The organism is Limnohabitans curvus, from assembly GCF_003063475.1.
Lineage (GTDB): Bacteria > Pseudomonadota > Gammaproteobacteria > Burkholderiales > Burkholderiaceae_C > Limnohabitans > Limnohabitans curvus.
In genome coordinates this window covers 1,130,358-1,146,050 of sequence record NZ_NESP01000001.1, presented here as the reverse complement: position 1 = coordinate 1,146,050, position 15,693 = coordinate 1,130,358, and the positions used below count along the sequence as shown (strand labels likewise).

The 15,693-nt window shown below is 59.4% G+C and carries 11 protein-coding genes; 5 read left to right on the top strand and 6 right to left on the bottom strand.

The features are described 5' to 3' along the window. Window position 1: 1 nt before the first annotated feature. From B9Z44_RS05715 to B9Z44_RS05705, 3 genes are read left to right on the top strand one after another with little or no spacing between them, the layout of a single operon-like run. Entirely contained in the window at window positions 2-1,645 is a 1,644-nt protein-coding gene (locus B9Z44_RS05715; protein ID WP_108401905.1) for a GMC family oxidoreductase, read from the top strand. Between the two features lie 17 nt (window positions 1,646-1,662). Further along, window positions 1,663-3,342 (top strand): GMC family oxidoreductase, encoded by a 1,680-nt coding sequence (locus B9Z44_RS05710; RefSeq protein ID WP_108401904.1) that lies wholly within the window; start codon window positions 1,663-1,665, stop codon window positions 3,340-3,342. A gap of 12 nt (window positions 3,343-3,354) precedes the next feature. Continuing rightward, window positions 3,355-4,653, top strand: a complete 1,299-nt coding sequence (locus B9Z44_RS05705) for a hydroxymethylglutaryl-CoA reductase, degradative (RefSeq protein ID WP_108358417.1) — start codon at window positions 3,355-3,357, stop codon at window positions 4,651-4,653. Between the two features lie 14 nt (window positions 4,654-4,667). Here B9Z44_RS05705 and B9Z44_RS05700 read toward each other — a convergent pair whose 3' ends face one another. Beyond that, window positions 4,668-5,339: a glutathione S-transferase family protein gene (locus B9Z44_RS05700; RefSeq protein ID WP_108402822.1), complete on the bottom strand. Its 672-nt coding sequence runs from the start codon at window positions 5,337-5,339 to the stop codon at window positions 4,668-4,670. 193 nt (window positions 5,340-5,532) lie between these two features. On the opposite strand from B9Z44_RS05700, the gene B9Z44_RS05695 reads away from it, so the two are divergent. After that, the gene (locus B9Z44_RS05695) at window positions 5,533-7,185 is read left to right on the top strand and encodes an AMP-binding protein (protein WP_108401903.1); all 1,653 of its coding nucleotides are present in this window, start codon (window positions 5,533-5,535) and stop codon (window positions 7,183-7,185) included. On the opposite strand, the gene B9Z44_RS05690 is transcribed toward B9Z44_RS05695, so the two are convergent. Together B9Z44_RS05690 and B9Z44_RS05685 are read right to left on the bottom strand one after the other, a co-directional pair. Further along, window positions 7,182-8,564: an aminotransferase-like domain-containing protein gene (locus tag B9Z44_RS05690; RefSeq protein WP_108358415.1), complete on the bottom strand. Its 1,383-nt coding sequence runs from the start codon at window positions 8,562-8,564 to the stop codon at window positions 7,182-7,184. The genes B9Z44_RS05695 and B9Z44_RS05690 overlap by 4 nt on opposite strands. A gap of 18 nt (window positions 8,565-8,582) precedes the next feature. Continuing rightward, window positions 8,583-10,667, bottom strand: a complete 2,085-nt coding sequence (locus B9Z44_RS05685; RefSeq protein WP_108358414.1) for an ATP-dependent helicase — start codon at window positions 10,665-10,667, stop codon at window positions 8,583-8,585. Between the two features lie 63 nt (window positions 10,668-10,730). Here B9Z44_RS05685 and B9Z44_RS05680 point away from each other — a divergent pair, with 63 nt between their 5' ends. Then, complete coding sequence (locus B9Z44_RS05680) at window positions 10,731-11,699, top strand: AEC family transporter (RefSeq protein WP_108358413.1); 969 nt, start codon at window positions 10,731-10,733, stop codon at window positions 11,697-11,699. Window positions 11,700-11,706: 7 nt separating this feature from the next. Here B9Z44_RS05680 and priA read toward each other — a convergent pair whose 3' ends face one another. The 3 genes from priA to B9Z44_RS05665 all read right to left on the bottom strand — a co-directional run bounded on the left by priA (window position 11,707) and on the right by B9Z44_RS05665 (window position 15,693). Further along, entirely contained in the window at window positions 11,707-13,809 is a 2,103-nt protein-coding gene (gene priA, locus B9Z44_RS05675; RefSeq protein ID WP_108401902.1) for a replication restart helicase PriA, read from the bottom strand. A gap of 347 nt (window positions 13,810-14,156) precedes the next feature. Then, entirely contained in the window at window positions 14,157-15,263 is a 1,107-nt protein-coding gene (gene hemE, locus B9Z44_RS05670; RefSeq protein WP_108402821.1) for a uroporphyrinogen decarboxylase, read from the bottom strand. A 25-nt stretch (window positions 15,264-15,288) separates the two neighbouring features. Further along, window positions 15,289-15,693 (bottom strand): CoA-binding protein, encoded by a 405-nt coding sequence (locus tag B9Z44_RS05665; protein ID WP_108358411.1) that lies wholly within the window; start codon window positions 15,691-15,693, stop codon window positions 15,289-15,291.

The following is a 15,693-nucleotide window of genomic DNA, read 5'->3' as shown; positions in this document are numbered from 1 at the left end:
TATGACTGAAGATAGTTTTGACTTCGTCGTCGTTGGGGGTGGCGCAGCAGGCGCCATCTTGGCGGACCGTCTGAGTGAGGACGGTCGCCACACGGTCTGTTTGCTGGAAGCGGGGCCGGCTGACTGGCATCCGTTTTTGCACATTCCCGCTGGGTTCATCAAAGTGTTGTTCGACCCCGCATTCACATGGACCTATTCGTCTGAGCCTACCGAGTGGACCCACGGGCGGCGTGTGCCCCTTCCGCAGGGGCGAACGTTGGGCGGTTCGACCTCGATGAATGGCTTGGTCTACAACCGTGGCCAACGTGAAGATTTCGATGGCTGGGCGGCGCAGGGCAACCTTGGTTGGGGCTACGACGAGGTGCTGCCGTACTTTCAGCGCAATGAACGCTATGCGGGTGGCGACGACCGTTTTCGTGGTCGCGAAGGGCGATTGCCGGTCAGTGATTTGTCGTGGATTCACCCCTTGTGCGAACAATTCATTGCTGGCGCACAAGGCTTGGGCATGCCGCGCAATCCCGATTACAACGGGGAAACACAAGCCGGTGTGGGCTATTTCCAGCGCAGCATTGAGGGGCGTTGGCGCATGAGCACGGCGCGCACTTATTTGCGCGCTGTGCGAGGCCGATCTAACCTGAAGATCATCACACGTGCGCAAGCCACTTCGGTGGTGTTTGACGGAACCCGTGCCACAGGTGTGCGCTATGTGCAGGGCCATGATCAGCACAACGTGCGGCAAGTGCATGCACGTCGTGAAGTTGTGCTCTCGTGTGGCGCCACCAATACGCCCAAGCTGTTGCAGCTCTCGGGCGTGGGACCGGTGGACCAACTGCAAAGTCTCGGTATCCCGGTGGTGCATGCCTTGCCAGGTGTGGGTGCGAACCTCAGCGATCATTTTTCTGTTCGCTTTGTGGCCGGTGTCAAAGGCATCACCACGATCAACGAACTTTCACGCGCCCCGCGCTTGTGGGGCCAGATTGCAGCCTGGTTGGCAGGACGGCCCAATATTTTGGCCGTGAGCCCGTCGCTGGTGCATTGGTTTTGGCAGTCTCAACCTGGGTTGAACCGCCCAGATTTGCAGGGCGTGTTTGCGCCGGCGAGTTACCGCGAGGGATATGTGGGCATGTTGGATCGCTACCCGGGCATGACGTGTGGCGTGTGGCAACACCGCCCAGAAAGCCGAGGCACCGTCACATTGCGTTCGCGCGATCCGTTGGCGCCGCCGGTGATTCAGCCCAACTACCTCGCGGATGAACGAGACCGTGCGGTGTTGCTCGGCGGCATGCGTTTGGCACGTGAATTGTTGGCGACGTCCGCGTTGTCTGGGTACGTGACAAAAGAAACCTTACCGGGCGCGCACGTGCAAAGCGACGATGAACTCATGGACTTTGCCAAACGCTATGGCGTGTCTTCCTACCATCTCAACGGCACAGCACGCATGGGATTGGCCAGCGATCCCACTGCCGTGGTGGACCCTGAGTTGCGCGTCCATGGTTTACAGGGACTGCGCGTGGTGGATGCCTCGGTCATGCCGAGCATCGTGTCGGCCAACACATGCGCTGCCACCATGATGATCGCGGAGAAAGCGGCAGACATGATTCTGGGCCGGGCTGCATTGCCTGCTGCGCGAACGATGGCTGAATAACCCAGAAAGAACTGCGCATGAATGCCTCTGCATCAACGACGAGCGATGCTCGCGTTTTTGATTACGTCATTGTCGGCGGCGGTGCTGCGGGCTGTGTGCTTGCCAATCGGCTCTCGGCGGACGGGCGCTACACCGTGTGCCTGCTAGAGGCCGGGCCACCAGATTACAACCCATTCATTCACATTCCTGCGGGGTTCATCAAGCTGGCGTACGACCCGCGCAACACGTGGCAAATCAAGACCGAGCCGACCGAGTGGACGGCTGGGCGCGGCATCCCCACCACGCAAGGGCGCACCTTGGGTGGTTCAAGTGCCATCAACGGTTTCAACTACACCCGAGGCCAACGCGAGGACTACGATGGTTGGGCTGCGTTAGGCAATACAGGCTGGAGTTACGCGCAACTGTTGCCGTATTTCAAACGCTCGGAACGTCGCATTGGTGTGGCCGATCCGCGCTATCGGGGCACCGATGGCCCGTTGCCCATCACCGATTGCGACTGGCGACATCCCTTGTGCGATGCCTTCATTGAAAGTGCGCGCGAGGTGGGTGTTCCTGATAACCCCGACTACAACGGCGCTTGCCAAGAGGGGGCCGGCTACTACCAGCGATGGATTTACCGTGGTCGCCGCTACAGCACCGCACGTGCTTTTTTAAGGCCTGCACGCAAACGCCCCAACCTCACGGTGGTGACACATGCGCAGGCCACCCGCATCTTGCTGGATGGCAAACGCGCCATTGGCGTGGCCTACAGTGCGGGCGCGCATGCGCCGATGCACAAAGTGCACGCCAGGCGCGAGGTGGTGCTGAGTGCGGGGGCTGCCAACACGCCCAAGTTGCTCATGCTGTCTGGCATCGGTCGGCCTGATCGACTTTCGCCGCATGGCATTGCGGTGCAACATGCGTTGCCAGGTGTTGGCGACAACTTGCAGGACCATCACATGGTGCGATCGTCCGCACGTGTGCACGGTGTGGTCACCCTCAATGAAATGGCGCGCGGTTGGCGCCTCGTGGGTCAAGTGGTGCGCTGGTTGATGCGCCGCCCGAGCATCCTCAGCATCAGCCCTTCGGTGGCCTACGCCTTTTGGAAAACCGATGCCTCACTGGCGCGTGCGGATGTGCAATTTCATTTCAGCCCCGGCAGCTACAAGGAGGGCGTGGCTGGATTGTTGGACGATTTTCCGGGCATGACTTTGGGCTTTTATTTGATGCGTCCACAAAGCCGCGGCCATGTGCGCTTGGCTTCGTCAAACCCATTTGATCTGCCCATCGTGCAGCCCAACTATTTGTCTGAAGCATCGGACCGCGAGGCCACGGTGGCTGCTTTGCGTTTGACGCGTCGCATCTTGCACGGTCAAGCCTTGAGCCGTTTTCGCGACGTTGACATGTTTCCGCCTGCCGATGCGACCAGCGATGCCCAACTGTTGGAGTTTGCGCGTCAGCGTGGGGGAACGGCTTGGCATTTGATCGGCACATGTCGCATGGGTCCCGCCCACCAACCCGACTCGGTGGTTGACCCCGAGCTGCGTGTGATCGGGCTAGAAGGCTTGCGCATTGCAGACGCTTCGATCATGCCCACCATGCCCTCGGGCAACACGCAGGTGCCCACCATGATGATTGCCGAGAAGGCTGCTGATTTGATCCTTGGCCACGCGGCACCTGCCGCCGAGGACCCCGCTACTTTGCCCACTCACCCTTGAAATGGATTTTTCATGACACTCGATTCACGTCTTCCTGGCTTTCGTTCTTTGACCCCTGCACAGCGCTTGAGCCAACTGCAGACCTCCGTGGGCTTGACGGCGGAAGACCTCGCGCTCTTGAGCACGCCAGGGGCGTTGCCGCTGGCCACCGCAGATGGCATGGTCGAAAACGTCATTGGCACGTTTGAGCTGCCGCTGGGCGTGGCTGCAAATTTCCGAATCAACGATCGTGATGTGTTGATTCCCATGGCCGTTGAGGAACCTTCGGTGGTGGCAGCGGCCTCGTACATGGCGCGACTGGCGCGCGAATGTGGCGGGTTTCAAACCTCGACCAGCGGCCCTGTGATGCGCGCACAAGTGCAAGTGTTGGGCGCGACAGATCCGCACGGCGCACGTCATGCGTTGCTGCGTGCGCGTCAACAAATCTTGGACACCGCCAATGTCCGCGACAAATTGCTCGTGAGTTTGGGCGGTGGTTGCAAAGACATCGACGTCCACGTGTTTGACGACACCCCACGCGGCCCCATGTTGGTGATGCATTTGATTGTGGATGTGCGCGATGCGATGGGTGCCAACACCGTCAACACCATGGCGGAAGCCGTGTCGCCCCTGGTTGAGCAAATCACGGGTGGCCGTGTCTGCTTGCGCATCTTGTCGAACTTGGCTGATTTGCGTTTGGCCCGTGCGCGTGTGCGTGTCACACCGGAGGTGTTGAGTACCAGCGAGTACAAAGGTGAAGAAGTCATCGAAGGCATTCTGGATGCCTACACGCTGGCCGTGGTGGACCCTTACCGCGCCGCCACCCACAACAAGGGCATCATGAACGGCATTGATCCGGTGATTGTGGCCACCGGCAACGATTGGCGTGCGATTGAAGCAGGCGCCCACGCGTGGGCTTGCCGCAAGGGCAGTTACACCTCACTCACGCATTGGGAAAAAGACAGTTCGGGCGCCTTGGTGGGCACCTTGGAAATGCCGATGGCTGTGGGCTTGGTGGGGGGCGCCACACGCACGCATCCGCTGGCACGTGTGGCGCTGAAAATTTTGAATGTGCAATCGGCGCAAGAGTTGGCCGAAGTGGCGGTCACCGTGGGCTTGGCGCAGAACATGGCGGCCTTGCGCGCGCTGTCAACGGAAGGCATCCAACGTGGGCACATGGCGTTGCATGGCCGAAACTTGGCGGTGATCGCCGGGGCTGTTGGCGAAGAGGTCGACATCATTGCCCGCCGCATGGCGCAAGAGCGCGATGTTCGAACCGACCGCGCGCTTGCGCTCTTGCAGGAAATTCGTCAAGGCGCAGCCAGGGCCTGAACGTCGCAGCTCAATCAAGCGGGCCGAATGTCGGGGGCGGGCACCTCCGACACCCCTTGCGCTTGGGCGGCGTGCTGCTGCGCCGCGAGCGCCTTGATGTAGCCCGTACGCTCCTGCAGGCGTGCCCAATACGCAGCAACAGCGGGCGTGAAACGCGGTGCGAGCCCAAGATGCGTGGCCAACATCAAGGCGTACCCCACCGAGATATCGGCCGCCGTGAAGCGGTTGGCGCACAGGTAGGACTGGTTGGCGAGCACGGGTTCTAGCGTTTTGAGGCGCGCCAAAAACCATTTGGCGTAATCCTCGGCGACGCTCGGTTGTCTGCGCTCGGGCGGTTCGAAATGGGCATAGCGCAGCACCAAGGTTTGAGGGAAGGTCAGCGTCGCTTCGCCAAAGTGAAGGTAGTTCAAGTACGCCCCAAAGTCAGCCTCGTCGGGCGAGACTTGCAGTGGTGTGGGCGCATGCCGTGCGCACAAGTATTCGCAGATGGCCACCGACTCGGTCATGCGTGTGTTGCCATCCACCAGCAAGGGAATGGTGCCCAGCGGATTGACGTCTAAGTAGCTGCGTTGCAGCGCCCTTGGCGGAAACGGCAGCATCTCTAACGCATACGGTATGCCGAGTTCTTCAAGCATCCACAGGGGGCGGAACGAGCGCGCGCTCATGCAGTGAAACAGAGTAATCAACGGTTTTTCCTTGAGGGGTGATCGTGTTGTTCGCGTCACCTTAACTGAAAATAGCGCTATCTTTCGCGTCAGCTGCCGCATCGGATGCGAACGCATCACTGTTCTATCAAACTGTACCTTTTGAGATGGGTACAGTTTGGATAAAGTAGATGAAACGTCGATGAATGACGAAGCACATGGATAGGAAGCTTGCATGATTGTTCCGAGTGAAACCGCAACCATCGGAGAATTTTTTTTTGACGCCGCGCATTGCTATGCCGATCGCCCTTTGTTGGTTGCGCCATCGAATTCGGCGCGTGCCTATGACCCGCAGGGCCGTTCGCTGAGCTACGCCGAGGCTGCGCATGCGGTGCATGGATTGATGGCGCAGTACCGTGAAGCCGGTTATGGCGTTGGCCATCGCGTGGCCCTGTTCCTGGAGAACCGACTGGAGCACATGCTGCACAAGTTGGCGTTGAACGCGCTCGGTGTTTGTTGCGTGCCCGTGAATCCAGACTACCGCCCGCGTGAGCTGGCGTATTTGATCGAACATGCACACGTTGATTTGGCGGTGGTCTTGTCGGCCCGCGTGGCTGACTGGGAGGCCGCGCGCCATGAGGCCACGTGGCAACCCCCACACGTGGTGTTTGAACAATGGGCCGCGGGTTTGCCGCCTGCTTTGGTCCCTGCCAAGACCTACGTGCCAGAGGCGCAAACCCCCGCGAGCATTCTGTACACCTCGGGCACGACAGGCCGTCCCAAAGGCTGTGTGTTGTCGCATCGTTACGAACTTGCAGCAGGCGAGGCGTATGCCACGCGCGGCGGGCTGGCCACATTCCGTGCAACGGGTGAACGGCTTTACAACCCCTTGCCGCTGTTTCATGTGAACGCCTCGATTTTGTCGTTCTATGCCGTGCTGCTGACGGGCAGTTGCCAGATTCAGTCCGATCGTTTTCAGCCCTCACGGTGGTGGACCGAGGTGCGCCAATCTCAGGCCACCATCGTGCATTACTTGGGGGTCATCATTCAAATGTTGCATGCGCAAGCACCTCACGACCAAGAGCGCGACCACTGCGTGCGCTTTGGTATGGGGGCTGGCGTAGAGCCGCATTTGCATGCGGCAGTCGAGGCGCGGTTTGGCTTTCCATTGCTAGAGCTGTGGGGCATGACGGAAAACGTGCGCATTTTGGTGGACAACATGCCGCCGCGCCAAGTGGGTACCCGAGCTTTTGGGCATGCCTTGCCAGGCATTGAGGTGCGCGTGGTGGACGATGCGGATGGCGATGTGCCAGACGGTCAGCCTGGCGAGATGGTGATTCGCCATTCCGAGCGCACGCCGCGCAAAGATTTTTTCTCAGGTTATCTCGATGATGAAGCGGCCACGGAGGCTGCTTGGCGAGGTGGGTGGTTTCACACGGGCGATGTCGTGACGCGTGATGACACGGGCATGCTGCATTTTGTGGAGCGTCGCAAGAACATCATCCGACGCTCCGGTGAGAACATCGCCGCGGCCGAAGTGGAGGCTTGGTTGCTGTCGCACCCCGATGTCGAGCAGACCGCTGTGATTGCTGTGCCCGATGAGGTGCGCGAAGAAGAAGTGCTGGCTTGCATTGTGCTGAAGCCGCATGCGGCGCAGGCGTTGTCAGCGGCTTCGCAGGAGGCGTTGCTGCGTTCGATTTTTGACCACTGCAGTGCGGGCTTGGCCTATTTCAAAGCCCCGGGTTGGGTTTGGTTTGCCGACCACATTCCGACGACAGGCACACAGAAAATTCAAAAGCACAGCATCTTTGCGCCAGGAATCGACCCGCGTGGCCTGACGGGCATGCACGATCTGCGCGCATGGAAGAAGCGCACGAACGCACGTTAGCCCAGCAGCTTATCGAGCGCGCGGCGGAACCTGGGGTCTAGCACCGCATGGGGGTTGCAGCGTGTCCAAGGTGAGATGTTGTTGGGGTTCACGCTGAAGATGTTGCCGGGGGCCATCACGATGTTTTCGTTCAGCATGGCGTGCGCTAGCTTTTGTGTGTCGGAGACGCCGGGCAGTTGGGCCCAGATAAAGAGCGAGCGCTCAGGCCTGACAAAGATGGTGGCGCCAACATCGTCCAGCAGATCGTAAGCACGGCCTGTGGCTTCTTCCAGTTTGCTGCGCAGCTCTTCGAGGTACTTCAAATGGTGCCGCTCGGCCAGCAATGTGTCGACCGTGCGTTCGGCATATTCAGAGCTGCTGACACTGGTCAGAATTTTGATGTTGGCAATGTCGTTGGCGATGTCAGCGCTGCAGGCCAAAAACCCCACGCGCAGAGCCGCTGACAGCGACTTTGAAAAACTGCTGATGTACAGCGTGCGCTCCAGTTGGTCCAAGGCCGAGAGGCGTGTTTGGCTGGCACTTCGAAAGTCGCTGAGCGCATCGTTTTCAACCAACAACAAATTGTGTTGTTCGGCCAGTTTCAAAATGGCCCGCGCTTTTTGCTTTGACAGGTCCGAGCCTGTGGGATTGTGGGCCAGTGATTGTGTGAAAAACAGGCGCGGGCGCCATGTGATCAAAAGACGCTCGAGCTCTTTCAAATCAGGACCATCCGCCAAGCGTGGCACACCAATCGTGTTGGCACCTGCCAAGCGCAGTTTGCCGATCAGTGGGTAATAGCCGGGATCGTCAATCAGCACCGTTCCACCCGCAGGCACAAAGTAGCGCACGATCAAATCCAAGGCTTCATTGGCACCGTGGGTCAACACAATTTGAGACGGGTGCGCGTCAATGCCTTGGTCTGCCAAGCGGCGCACCAAACGCTGACGCAAAGGTGCATAGCCGAGCCGGTCGCCATAGCGGAACAAGGTGCCCAAACCACTGCGTGCGACTTTGTGGTGTGGGCGGTCTAGCCTCGCGCCGGCCAGCCATTGGGAGGGCGGAAAAGCGTCGCCGACGGTCAGTTGTCCCGGCTCGTTCCTGAGCTGCATGTTCATGAGCCAAACGATGTTCATGGCGCCGTTCAGCGATTGCGTGTCGTGGGGCTCGGCTTTGACGGTTCTTTCTTTGACGTAAAAACCTGAGCCGTGACGCGGCTCGACCAAGCCTCTGGCGACCAACAATTCAAACGCGGCGACGACGGTGTTTTTCCCGTAGTTACGCAAGGCCGCGATTTCGCGCAAGGAGGGGAGTTTTTCGCCGACCTTGTACGCCTCATCACGAATCTGCCGCTCGATGGAGTCAGCAAGTGCGGTGAAAAGAGGCGTCTGTGAGGATGACATCGTATTTGTCCCGCTGCGCTATTTGTGGGCGGCGCTTTCAGCCGATGCCGCGCTGGCGCGTTGGGCAAACTCAGCACGCAAGGCTTTGAGTTTTTCGCGCGGGTCTTCTTTGACGGTGTCTTTGTCCAAACCCATCTCCGCGATGAAGCGGCTGGGGATGGCGGCAATCATGTCGCGGCCTTTTTTGCGTTTGCGTGTCCAGCTGACGGACAAAGAGCGTTGGGCACGGGTGATGCCCACGTACATCAGGCGGCGTTCTTCTTGCAAGCGCACCGCGATGTTGTCGTTGGTGTGTTCGGTGCCCGGTTCGTCGTCGAGTTTGAAGGGCAACATGCCTTCGGTCACGCCCACCAACATGACATGCGGCCACTCCAAACCTTTGGAGGCGTGCAGGGTCGAGAGCGTGACCACGTTTTGGTCTTTTTCGCGCTCAGTCAAGGTGGAGAGCAGCGCGATGGTTTGGGCCACTTCCAGCAGGTTCTTCACTTCGTTGCCAGAGGTCACGCCAGCGGTGTCGTCAATTTGGCCGCCGCAGCGCTGGGCCATCCAGTCGCAAAACTCCATCACGTTGTTCCACTTGGAGGCAGCGGCTTTTTCGCTTTCTTCCGCGTCGTAGAGGTGCTTTTCGTAGCCAATGTCTTTGAGCCAGTCGGTCAAAAACGCACGGGCATCTTCGGCGCCGGTGGTGAGGCGAGCGCGGAATTCAAGGTCGTTCACATAGCGGCCAAATTCGTGCAGGCTACCCAGGGCGCGCGCATTGAGCACCGAGGGCAAGCTATTGCTGAACAGCGCTTCAAACATGCTGAGCTTGTATTGGCTGGCGAACTGGCCCAAGCTGGCCAAGGTTTGGTGGCCAATGCCGCGCTTGGGTGTGGTGACGGTGCGCAAGAAAGCCGGGTCGTCATCGTTGTTGACCCACAGGCGCAGCCACGCGCACAGGTCACGAATTTCGGCGCGGTCAAAAAAGCTTTGGCCGCCCGACACCTTGTAGGGAATTTGTGCCTTGCGCAGCGCTTTTTCGAAGATGCGCGCTTGGTGGTTGGCGCGGTACAGCACCGCAAAGTCTTTGAGTTCTTTGAAGCCGCAGCTGCCTGCATCGGTGCCACCGTGCAAAGACTGGATGCGCGCCACCACGCGTTCGGCTTCGTGTTCTTCGTTATCGGCATCGACCACACGCACGGGCTCGCCCTCGCCGAGTTCAGAGAACAAGGTTTTGGGAAACAGCTTGGGGTTGGGCTGGATGACGTTGTTGGCCGCGCGCAAGATGGCGCTGGTGGAGCGGTAGTTTTGCTCCAGCTTGATGACTTTCAGGTTCGGAAAGTCTTGCGGCAGTTTGCGCAGGTTGTCCAGCGTGGCACCGCGCCAGCCGTAAATCGATTGGTCGTCGTCGCCCACAGCGGTGAAGCGGGCGTTGTCGCCCACCAAACACTTGAGCACTTCATATTGCGTGGCGTTGGTGTCTTGGTATTCGTCGACCAGCACATGGCCGAGTTGGGATTGCCATTTGAGGCGCACCTCGTCGTGCTCTTGCAGCAACTTCAAAGGCAGGCCAATCAGGTCGTCAAAGTCCACGCTTTGGTAGGCGGTGAGGCGTTCTTCGTAGCGCGCCATGATCTTGGCGATGATGCGTTCGTTGTCGTCTTTGGCCAGTGCCAAAGCTTGTTCCGAGTTGAGGCCCATGTTTTTCCACAGGCTGATGGTCCATTGCCATTGGCGTGCGGTGGCCGCGTCGGTGGTGCCGCCTGCGTCTTTCAAAATGCCGGTCACGTCGGCGCTGTCCATGATGCTGAACTGGGGTTTGAGGCCCATCACGCCGCCGTCTTGGCGCAACATGCGCACGCCCAAGGCGTGGAAGGTGCAAATCACCACGTCGTTGGCCGCCTTGCCAATGAGCCCTTTGGCACGCTCACGCATTTCGGTGGCGGCCTTGTTGGTAAAGGTGATCGCGGCGATGCGCTTGGGCTCTAGCCCGGTTTGGATGAGGCGGCCAATCTTGTGCGTGATGACGCGCGTCTTACCCGAGCCCGCCCCCGCCAGCACAAGACAGGGACCGTGCAAGAAATTGACGGCTTCTTGTTGCGCGAGATTCAGGCCAGCAGACATTCAGGAGACAGTTGATGTGAAGCGGGCAATGATACCGACCCGCCCAACGGGCAAAATAGGCGGGTGCTGAACATTCTTCTCATTACCTTTCCCTTCTTTGCGCTGGTTTTGGCTGGCTTTGTGGCGGCGCATCGCCGCATGTTGCCGCTGGACGCGATTCCTGGTTTGAATGGCTTTGTGCTGTTCTTTGCGCTGCCGTGCATGTTGTATCGGTTTGGTGCGAGCACGCCCATCGTGCAGCTGTTGGATGCCACCTTGTTTTGTGCCTATTTGCTTTGCGCCTTGTTGATGGTGGGCTTTGTGGTGGCGGTGAGCATGAACAAACGCATCGGCTGGAACGACGCGTCGTTTGGTGCGTTGGTGGGCGCGTTCCCCAACACGGGTTTCATGGGCGTGCCGTTGTTGGTGGCCTTGCTGGGTGCCTCGGCGGCAGGGCCTGCCATCGTGACCATCGTGGTGGACATGGTCATCACCACGTCCTTGTGCATTGCCTTGTCGCGCTTAGACGGCGCGGACGAGCACGGTGCCAGCCGCGCGGCCAAGAGTGCCCTCAAAGGCGTGTTGACCAACCCCATGCCGTGGGCCATCAGCTTGGGTGGTTTGTCCTCGGCCCTGGATTGGCAGTTGGTGGGACCCGTGGCGAAAACCGTGGGCTTGTTGGCTGATGCGGCTTCGCCTGTGGCCTTGTTCACCATTGGCGCGGTGCTGGCACGTTCACAAATTCGCGTGAAAGAAAGTGGACATCCGCCCATTCTGTGGCGCGATGTGTTGCCTGTGGCACTTTTCAAATTGGTGTTGCACCCGTTGCTGGTGCTACTGGTGTTGGCCGCTGCGGTGCAAATGGGCTTTCACATTGAACACTTCACCATGGTCGTGGTGGTGTTGGTGGCGGCTTTGCCCAGCGCCAGCAATGTGGCTTTGTTGTCGGAGCGTTTTGGCGCAGACACGGGGCGCATTGCCATGATTATTTTGGTCACCACGGCCGCGGCGTTTTTTACTTTCTCAGGGGCAGTGGCGCTGCTCCACGGTTGACCCCAACTTAAATCGCCAGCGGGTCCACGTCGACCGCCCAACGAATCACTTGCCGATGGGCGTTGCGCAGGGCGTGCAGATCAGCTTGCCAATGCGCCAAGAAATGTTGCAGTGCTTTGCGTGAGGTGCATTCGATCAACATTTGTGCGCGCTCGATGTTGGCCACGCGCTGAATCGTCATGGGCACAGCGGGATACAAGTCCACCATCAGTTCGTCCGCCAGTGCGGCACCGGCTTCGCGTGCGGCATTTAAAAAGCCTTGAGCGGCTTCTTGGCTGCGTGCCTCGGCGCGCACCAGGGCTTGAAAGCTGAAGGGCGGCAAGGTGGCTTGTGCGCGTTCTTTGAGCTGTTGCTCGGCGAAGGCGGGGTAGTCGTGTTGCTTGAGTGCTTCAAACAAGGGGTGCTGCGGGTGGTGACTTTGCACCCACATTTCGCAAGGGCTGACCAAGTTCATCGTGGCATCGCGTCCTGCCCGTCCGGCGGCTTGCATGAGCAAGCTGAACAAACGCTCAGGCGCTCGGAAATCGCTCGAAAACAAAGCGCCATCCGTGTTGAGTGCCGCCACCAAGGTGACGCGTCGGAAGTCGTGGCCCTTGGCAATCATTTGCGTGCCCACCAACACATCCACCGCGCCTGCGTGGACTTCGGCCAGCTGGCGCTCTAGCTCGCCTTTGAGGCGGGTGCTGTCAGCGTCAATGCGGGCGATGCGAATGGGCTCGCCGTCTGGCCGGCGCACATCGGCCAGCAATTCTGCCAAGTGTTCTTCGAGTTGTTCGGTGCCTCGGCCCAAGGGGCTGATGTCTAAATTGCCGCAGCTCGGGCAGGCGCGTGGCACCGGTTGTGTGAAGCCGCAATGGTGGCAACGTAAGGTGCGGTCGAGTTTGTGGAACACGCGAAACGCGCTGCAATGCGGGCATTCGCTTTTCCAACCGCAGTCGTTGCAGTTGAGCACGGGCGCATAGCCACGGCGGTTGAGTAACACCAAGATTTGTTCGCCACGTGTCACGCGCTCGCGCATGGCGTCGAGCAGGTGGTTGGAGAACACGGTTTTGTAGGGCTGGCGGTTCATGTCCACGCGGCGCACCAAAGGCAAGGCACCTTGGCCCACGCGTGAAGGCATGGCCAAACGCATGTAGCGGCCTGCGGGTTCTGAGGTGGTGGCGGGGCGGCTGTGGTGCCAGCTTTCTAGCGAGGGTGTGGCTGATCCCAAGATGACTTTCGCACCTTCGAGTTGTCCGCGGTAGATGGCCAGGTCGCGTGCCGAGTAACGCGCGCCTTCTTGTTGTTTGTAACTGGGGTCGTGTTCTTCATCGACCACGATGAGCTGCAAATGCGGCATGGACGCAAACACGGCCATGCGCGTGCCCAACACAATGCGCGCTTCGCCGCTGTGCGCGGCCAGCCAGTTTTTCAGGCGCTGCGCGGGCGTGAGGCTGCTGTGCATGGACACCAAACAGTCGGCACCCCATTGCGGGCAAAAGCGGGCGCGAAAGCGTTCTTCCAACTGTGGCGTGAGGTTGATCTCCGGCACCATCACCAAAATTTGCGCTTGCGGGTTGTGTTCCAGCACGGCTTGTGCGGCACGCAAATACACCTCGGTCTTGCCGCTGCCGGTGTTGCCAAACAACAAGAACGGGCCTTTGTGCGTGGCAATGTCAGCCAGTACTTGGGCTTGTTCTTCTGTGGGGGTGGGGATGGTTTGTGTGGCGCCTTCGTAGGCCGCGACAACTTTGGGCTTGCGTTTTAAGCGGCGCGCCCATTGTTCGGCGCTCAGGTCACGCAGTTGGCTGGGCAGCGCGGCCAAGGCCACCTCGCCTGCACTCCGTTGGTAATAACTGGCGGCAAATTGCACCAGCTGGCGCCAATGGGCGTTCAGCGGCGTGAGGCCTTCCAACACGCTGGCGATGGCGCGCAGCTGCATAGGGGCTGTTTCGCCGCTGTCGGCGTGTGGCGCAGCCCCGCCCCACACCACGCCCAACAGCTCTCGGCTGCCCAGTGGCACCCGCACCAAAGTGCCTGCTGTGTGCGCTGTGCCGCTTTCGTACGTGAGTGCGCCACCGATGCCGCTGTGCGCGGGGGTGTGGACCATCACTGAAATTTGGTGCGACATGTCAAGCGTTAAGTTGGGGTGGTTAGCTCAGGTGTTTTAGCAGAAAAGGCTTTAAGTCGTTGATTTACAAAGGCTTCAGGGTAAACCCAGAGTTTCTGTGGATAACTTTGTTGATATCTACAGGTGAGTGGCTCCGAAGGCGCATGAATCAAGGCTTTGAACAAACTGCCTCAAAAAAATGCAGACCAAGAATCCTATATAAATCAATGACTTATGAGAAATTAAAGTTTTTCAAAATGGGGCAGCCGAAAAAACCAACTTGGTGCACCGGATCAACTTTTTTGTGCATAAGTGTGAAGTCGAAGTAAAACTTTTGATGACTTGACACACTATTTCTTGAGTCAGTTTTAAGGTTTTCTCAGTGCGCGGGAGTGGCTGTGCACCGCTTCCACCAACACGCCCACGCTCTCAGGCGGGGTGAATTGGCTGATGCCGTGGCCCAAGTTGAAGATTTGGGTCGGGCCCGTCGTGGTCTTGTCGGTGTGCGGTTTACCAAACGCGTCCAGCACACGGCGTGCCTCGGTCGCAATGGCGTCGGCAGGGGCAAACAAGGCGTTGGGGTCGAGGTTACCTTGCAAGGCTTTGCCGGGGCCCCCCACCGCGCCGCCCACTTGGGCGCGCGCTTTGGCGAGGTTGACCGTCCAGTCCACACCCAACACGTCGCAGTCGAGGTCGGCCATTTCGGGCAACCACAAACCGCCGCCTTTGGTGAACACCAAGCGGGGAATGACGGCGCCATCGTGCGAGCGCTTGAGCTGTGCCAACACGCGCTTGGTGTATGCCATGCTGAACTGTTGGAACATGCCGTCGGCCAGCACGCCGCCCCAGCTGTCAAAAATCATCACTGCTTGCGCGCCGGCTTCGATTTGGGTGTTGAGGTACAGGGCCACCGCATCGGCATTGATTTCCAAAATGCGGTGCATCAGGTCGGGGCGGCTGTACATCAAGCTCTTGACTTGGCGGTAGTCGTCCGAGCCTGCACCTTCGACCATGTAGCAAGCCAAGGTCCAAGGGCTGCCCGAGAAGCCAATCAAAGGCACGCGGCCGTTGAGCGCTTTGCGAATGGAGGTGACGGCGTCAAACACATAGCGCAACTTGGCCATGTCGGGCACGGCCAGCTCGTTGACGGCGGCTTCGTTGCGCACGTTCTTGGCGAACTTGGGGCCTTCGCCTTGGGCGAAAGACAGGCCCAAGCCCATGGCATCGGGCACGGTCAAGATGTCGCTGAACAAAATGGCGGCGTCGAGCGGGTAGCGCTCCAGCGGCTGCAGGGTGACTTCGGTGGCGAAGTCGGTGTTGGTGGCCAAGCCCATGAAGCTGCCTGCTTTAGCGCGTGTGGCGCAGTACTCTGGCAAATAGCGTCCAGCTTGGCGCATGAGCCAAACGGGGGTGTGGTCGGTGGCTTGGCGCAGGCAAGCGCGCAAAAAGGTGTCGTTTTGGAGTGGTGCAAACATGGCGACATTGTCGCCGAGGTGGTGCTCAGCGAAGCTGACGGTGCTCAACCATCAAGCATTTGTCTTGCACGACGGTGAGGCCTGCAGCTTGGGCTTGTTGTGCAGCCACGTCATGCACGACGCCGATTTGCAGCCACAGCGATTTGGCGCCAATGGCAATCGCCTCTGCGGCGATGGGCGGGATGTCTTCGGAATTGCGAAAGCAGTTCACCATGTCGATGCGTTCGTGCATGGCCGCTTCGGTGAGCGAGGCGTAGGCTTTTTCACCCAATACTTCGGTGGCATTGGGGTTGATGGGCACGATGCGGCATCCGTGGTCTTGCATGTATTTGGCCACCCGGTAGCTGTCGCGGTGGGGTTTGGGCGAGAGACCCACCACGGCGATGGTGTGGCAATTGGCAAGGCTTTGACGAATGGCGCTTTGAGTCAT

What these genes read in the sequence shown, in the direction of transcription:
- B9Z44_RS05715 (WP_108401905.1), top strand. Translation starts at nt 2, where the DNA reads ATGACTGAAGATAGTTTTGACTTCGTCGTCGTTGGGGGTGGCGCAGCA.
- B9Z44_RS05710 (WP_108401904.1), top strand. Translation starts at nt 1,663, where the DNA reads ATGAATGCCTCTGCATCAACGACGAGCGATGCTCGCGTTTTTGATTAC.
- B9Z44_RS05705 (WP_108358417.1), top strand. Translation starts at nt 3,355, where the DNA reads ATGACACTCGATTCACGTCTTCCTGGCTTTCGTTCTTTGACCCCTGCA.
- B9Z44_RS05695 (WP_108401903.1), top strand. Translation starts at nt 5,533, where the DNA reads ATGATTGTTCCGAGTGAAACCGCAACCATCGGAGAATTTTTTTTTGAC.
- B9Z44_RS05690 (WP_108358415.1), bottom strand. Translation starts at nt 8,564, where the DNA reads ATGTCATCCTCACAGACGCCTCTTTTCACCGCACTTGCTGACTCCATC.
- B9Z44_RS05685 (WP_108358414.1), bottom strand. Translation starts at nt 10,667, where the DNA reads ATGTCTGCTGGCCTGAATCTCGCGCAACAAGAAGCCGTCAATTTCTTG.
- priA (WP_108401902.1), bottom strand. Translation starts at nt 13,809, where the DNA reads ATGTCGCACCAAATTTCAGTGATGGTCCACACCCCCGCGCACAGCGGC.
- hemE (WP_108402821.1), bottom strand. Translation starts at nt 15,263, where the DNA reads ATGTTTGCACCACTCCAAAACGACACCTTTTTGCGCGCTTGCCTGCGC.
- B9Z44_RS05665 (WP_108358411.1), bottom strand. Translation starts at nt 15,693, where the DNA reads ATGACTCAAAGCGCCATTCGTCAAAGCCTTGCCAATTGCCACACCATC.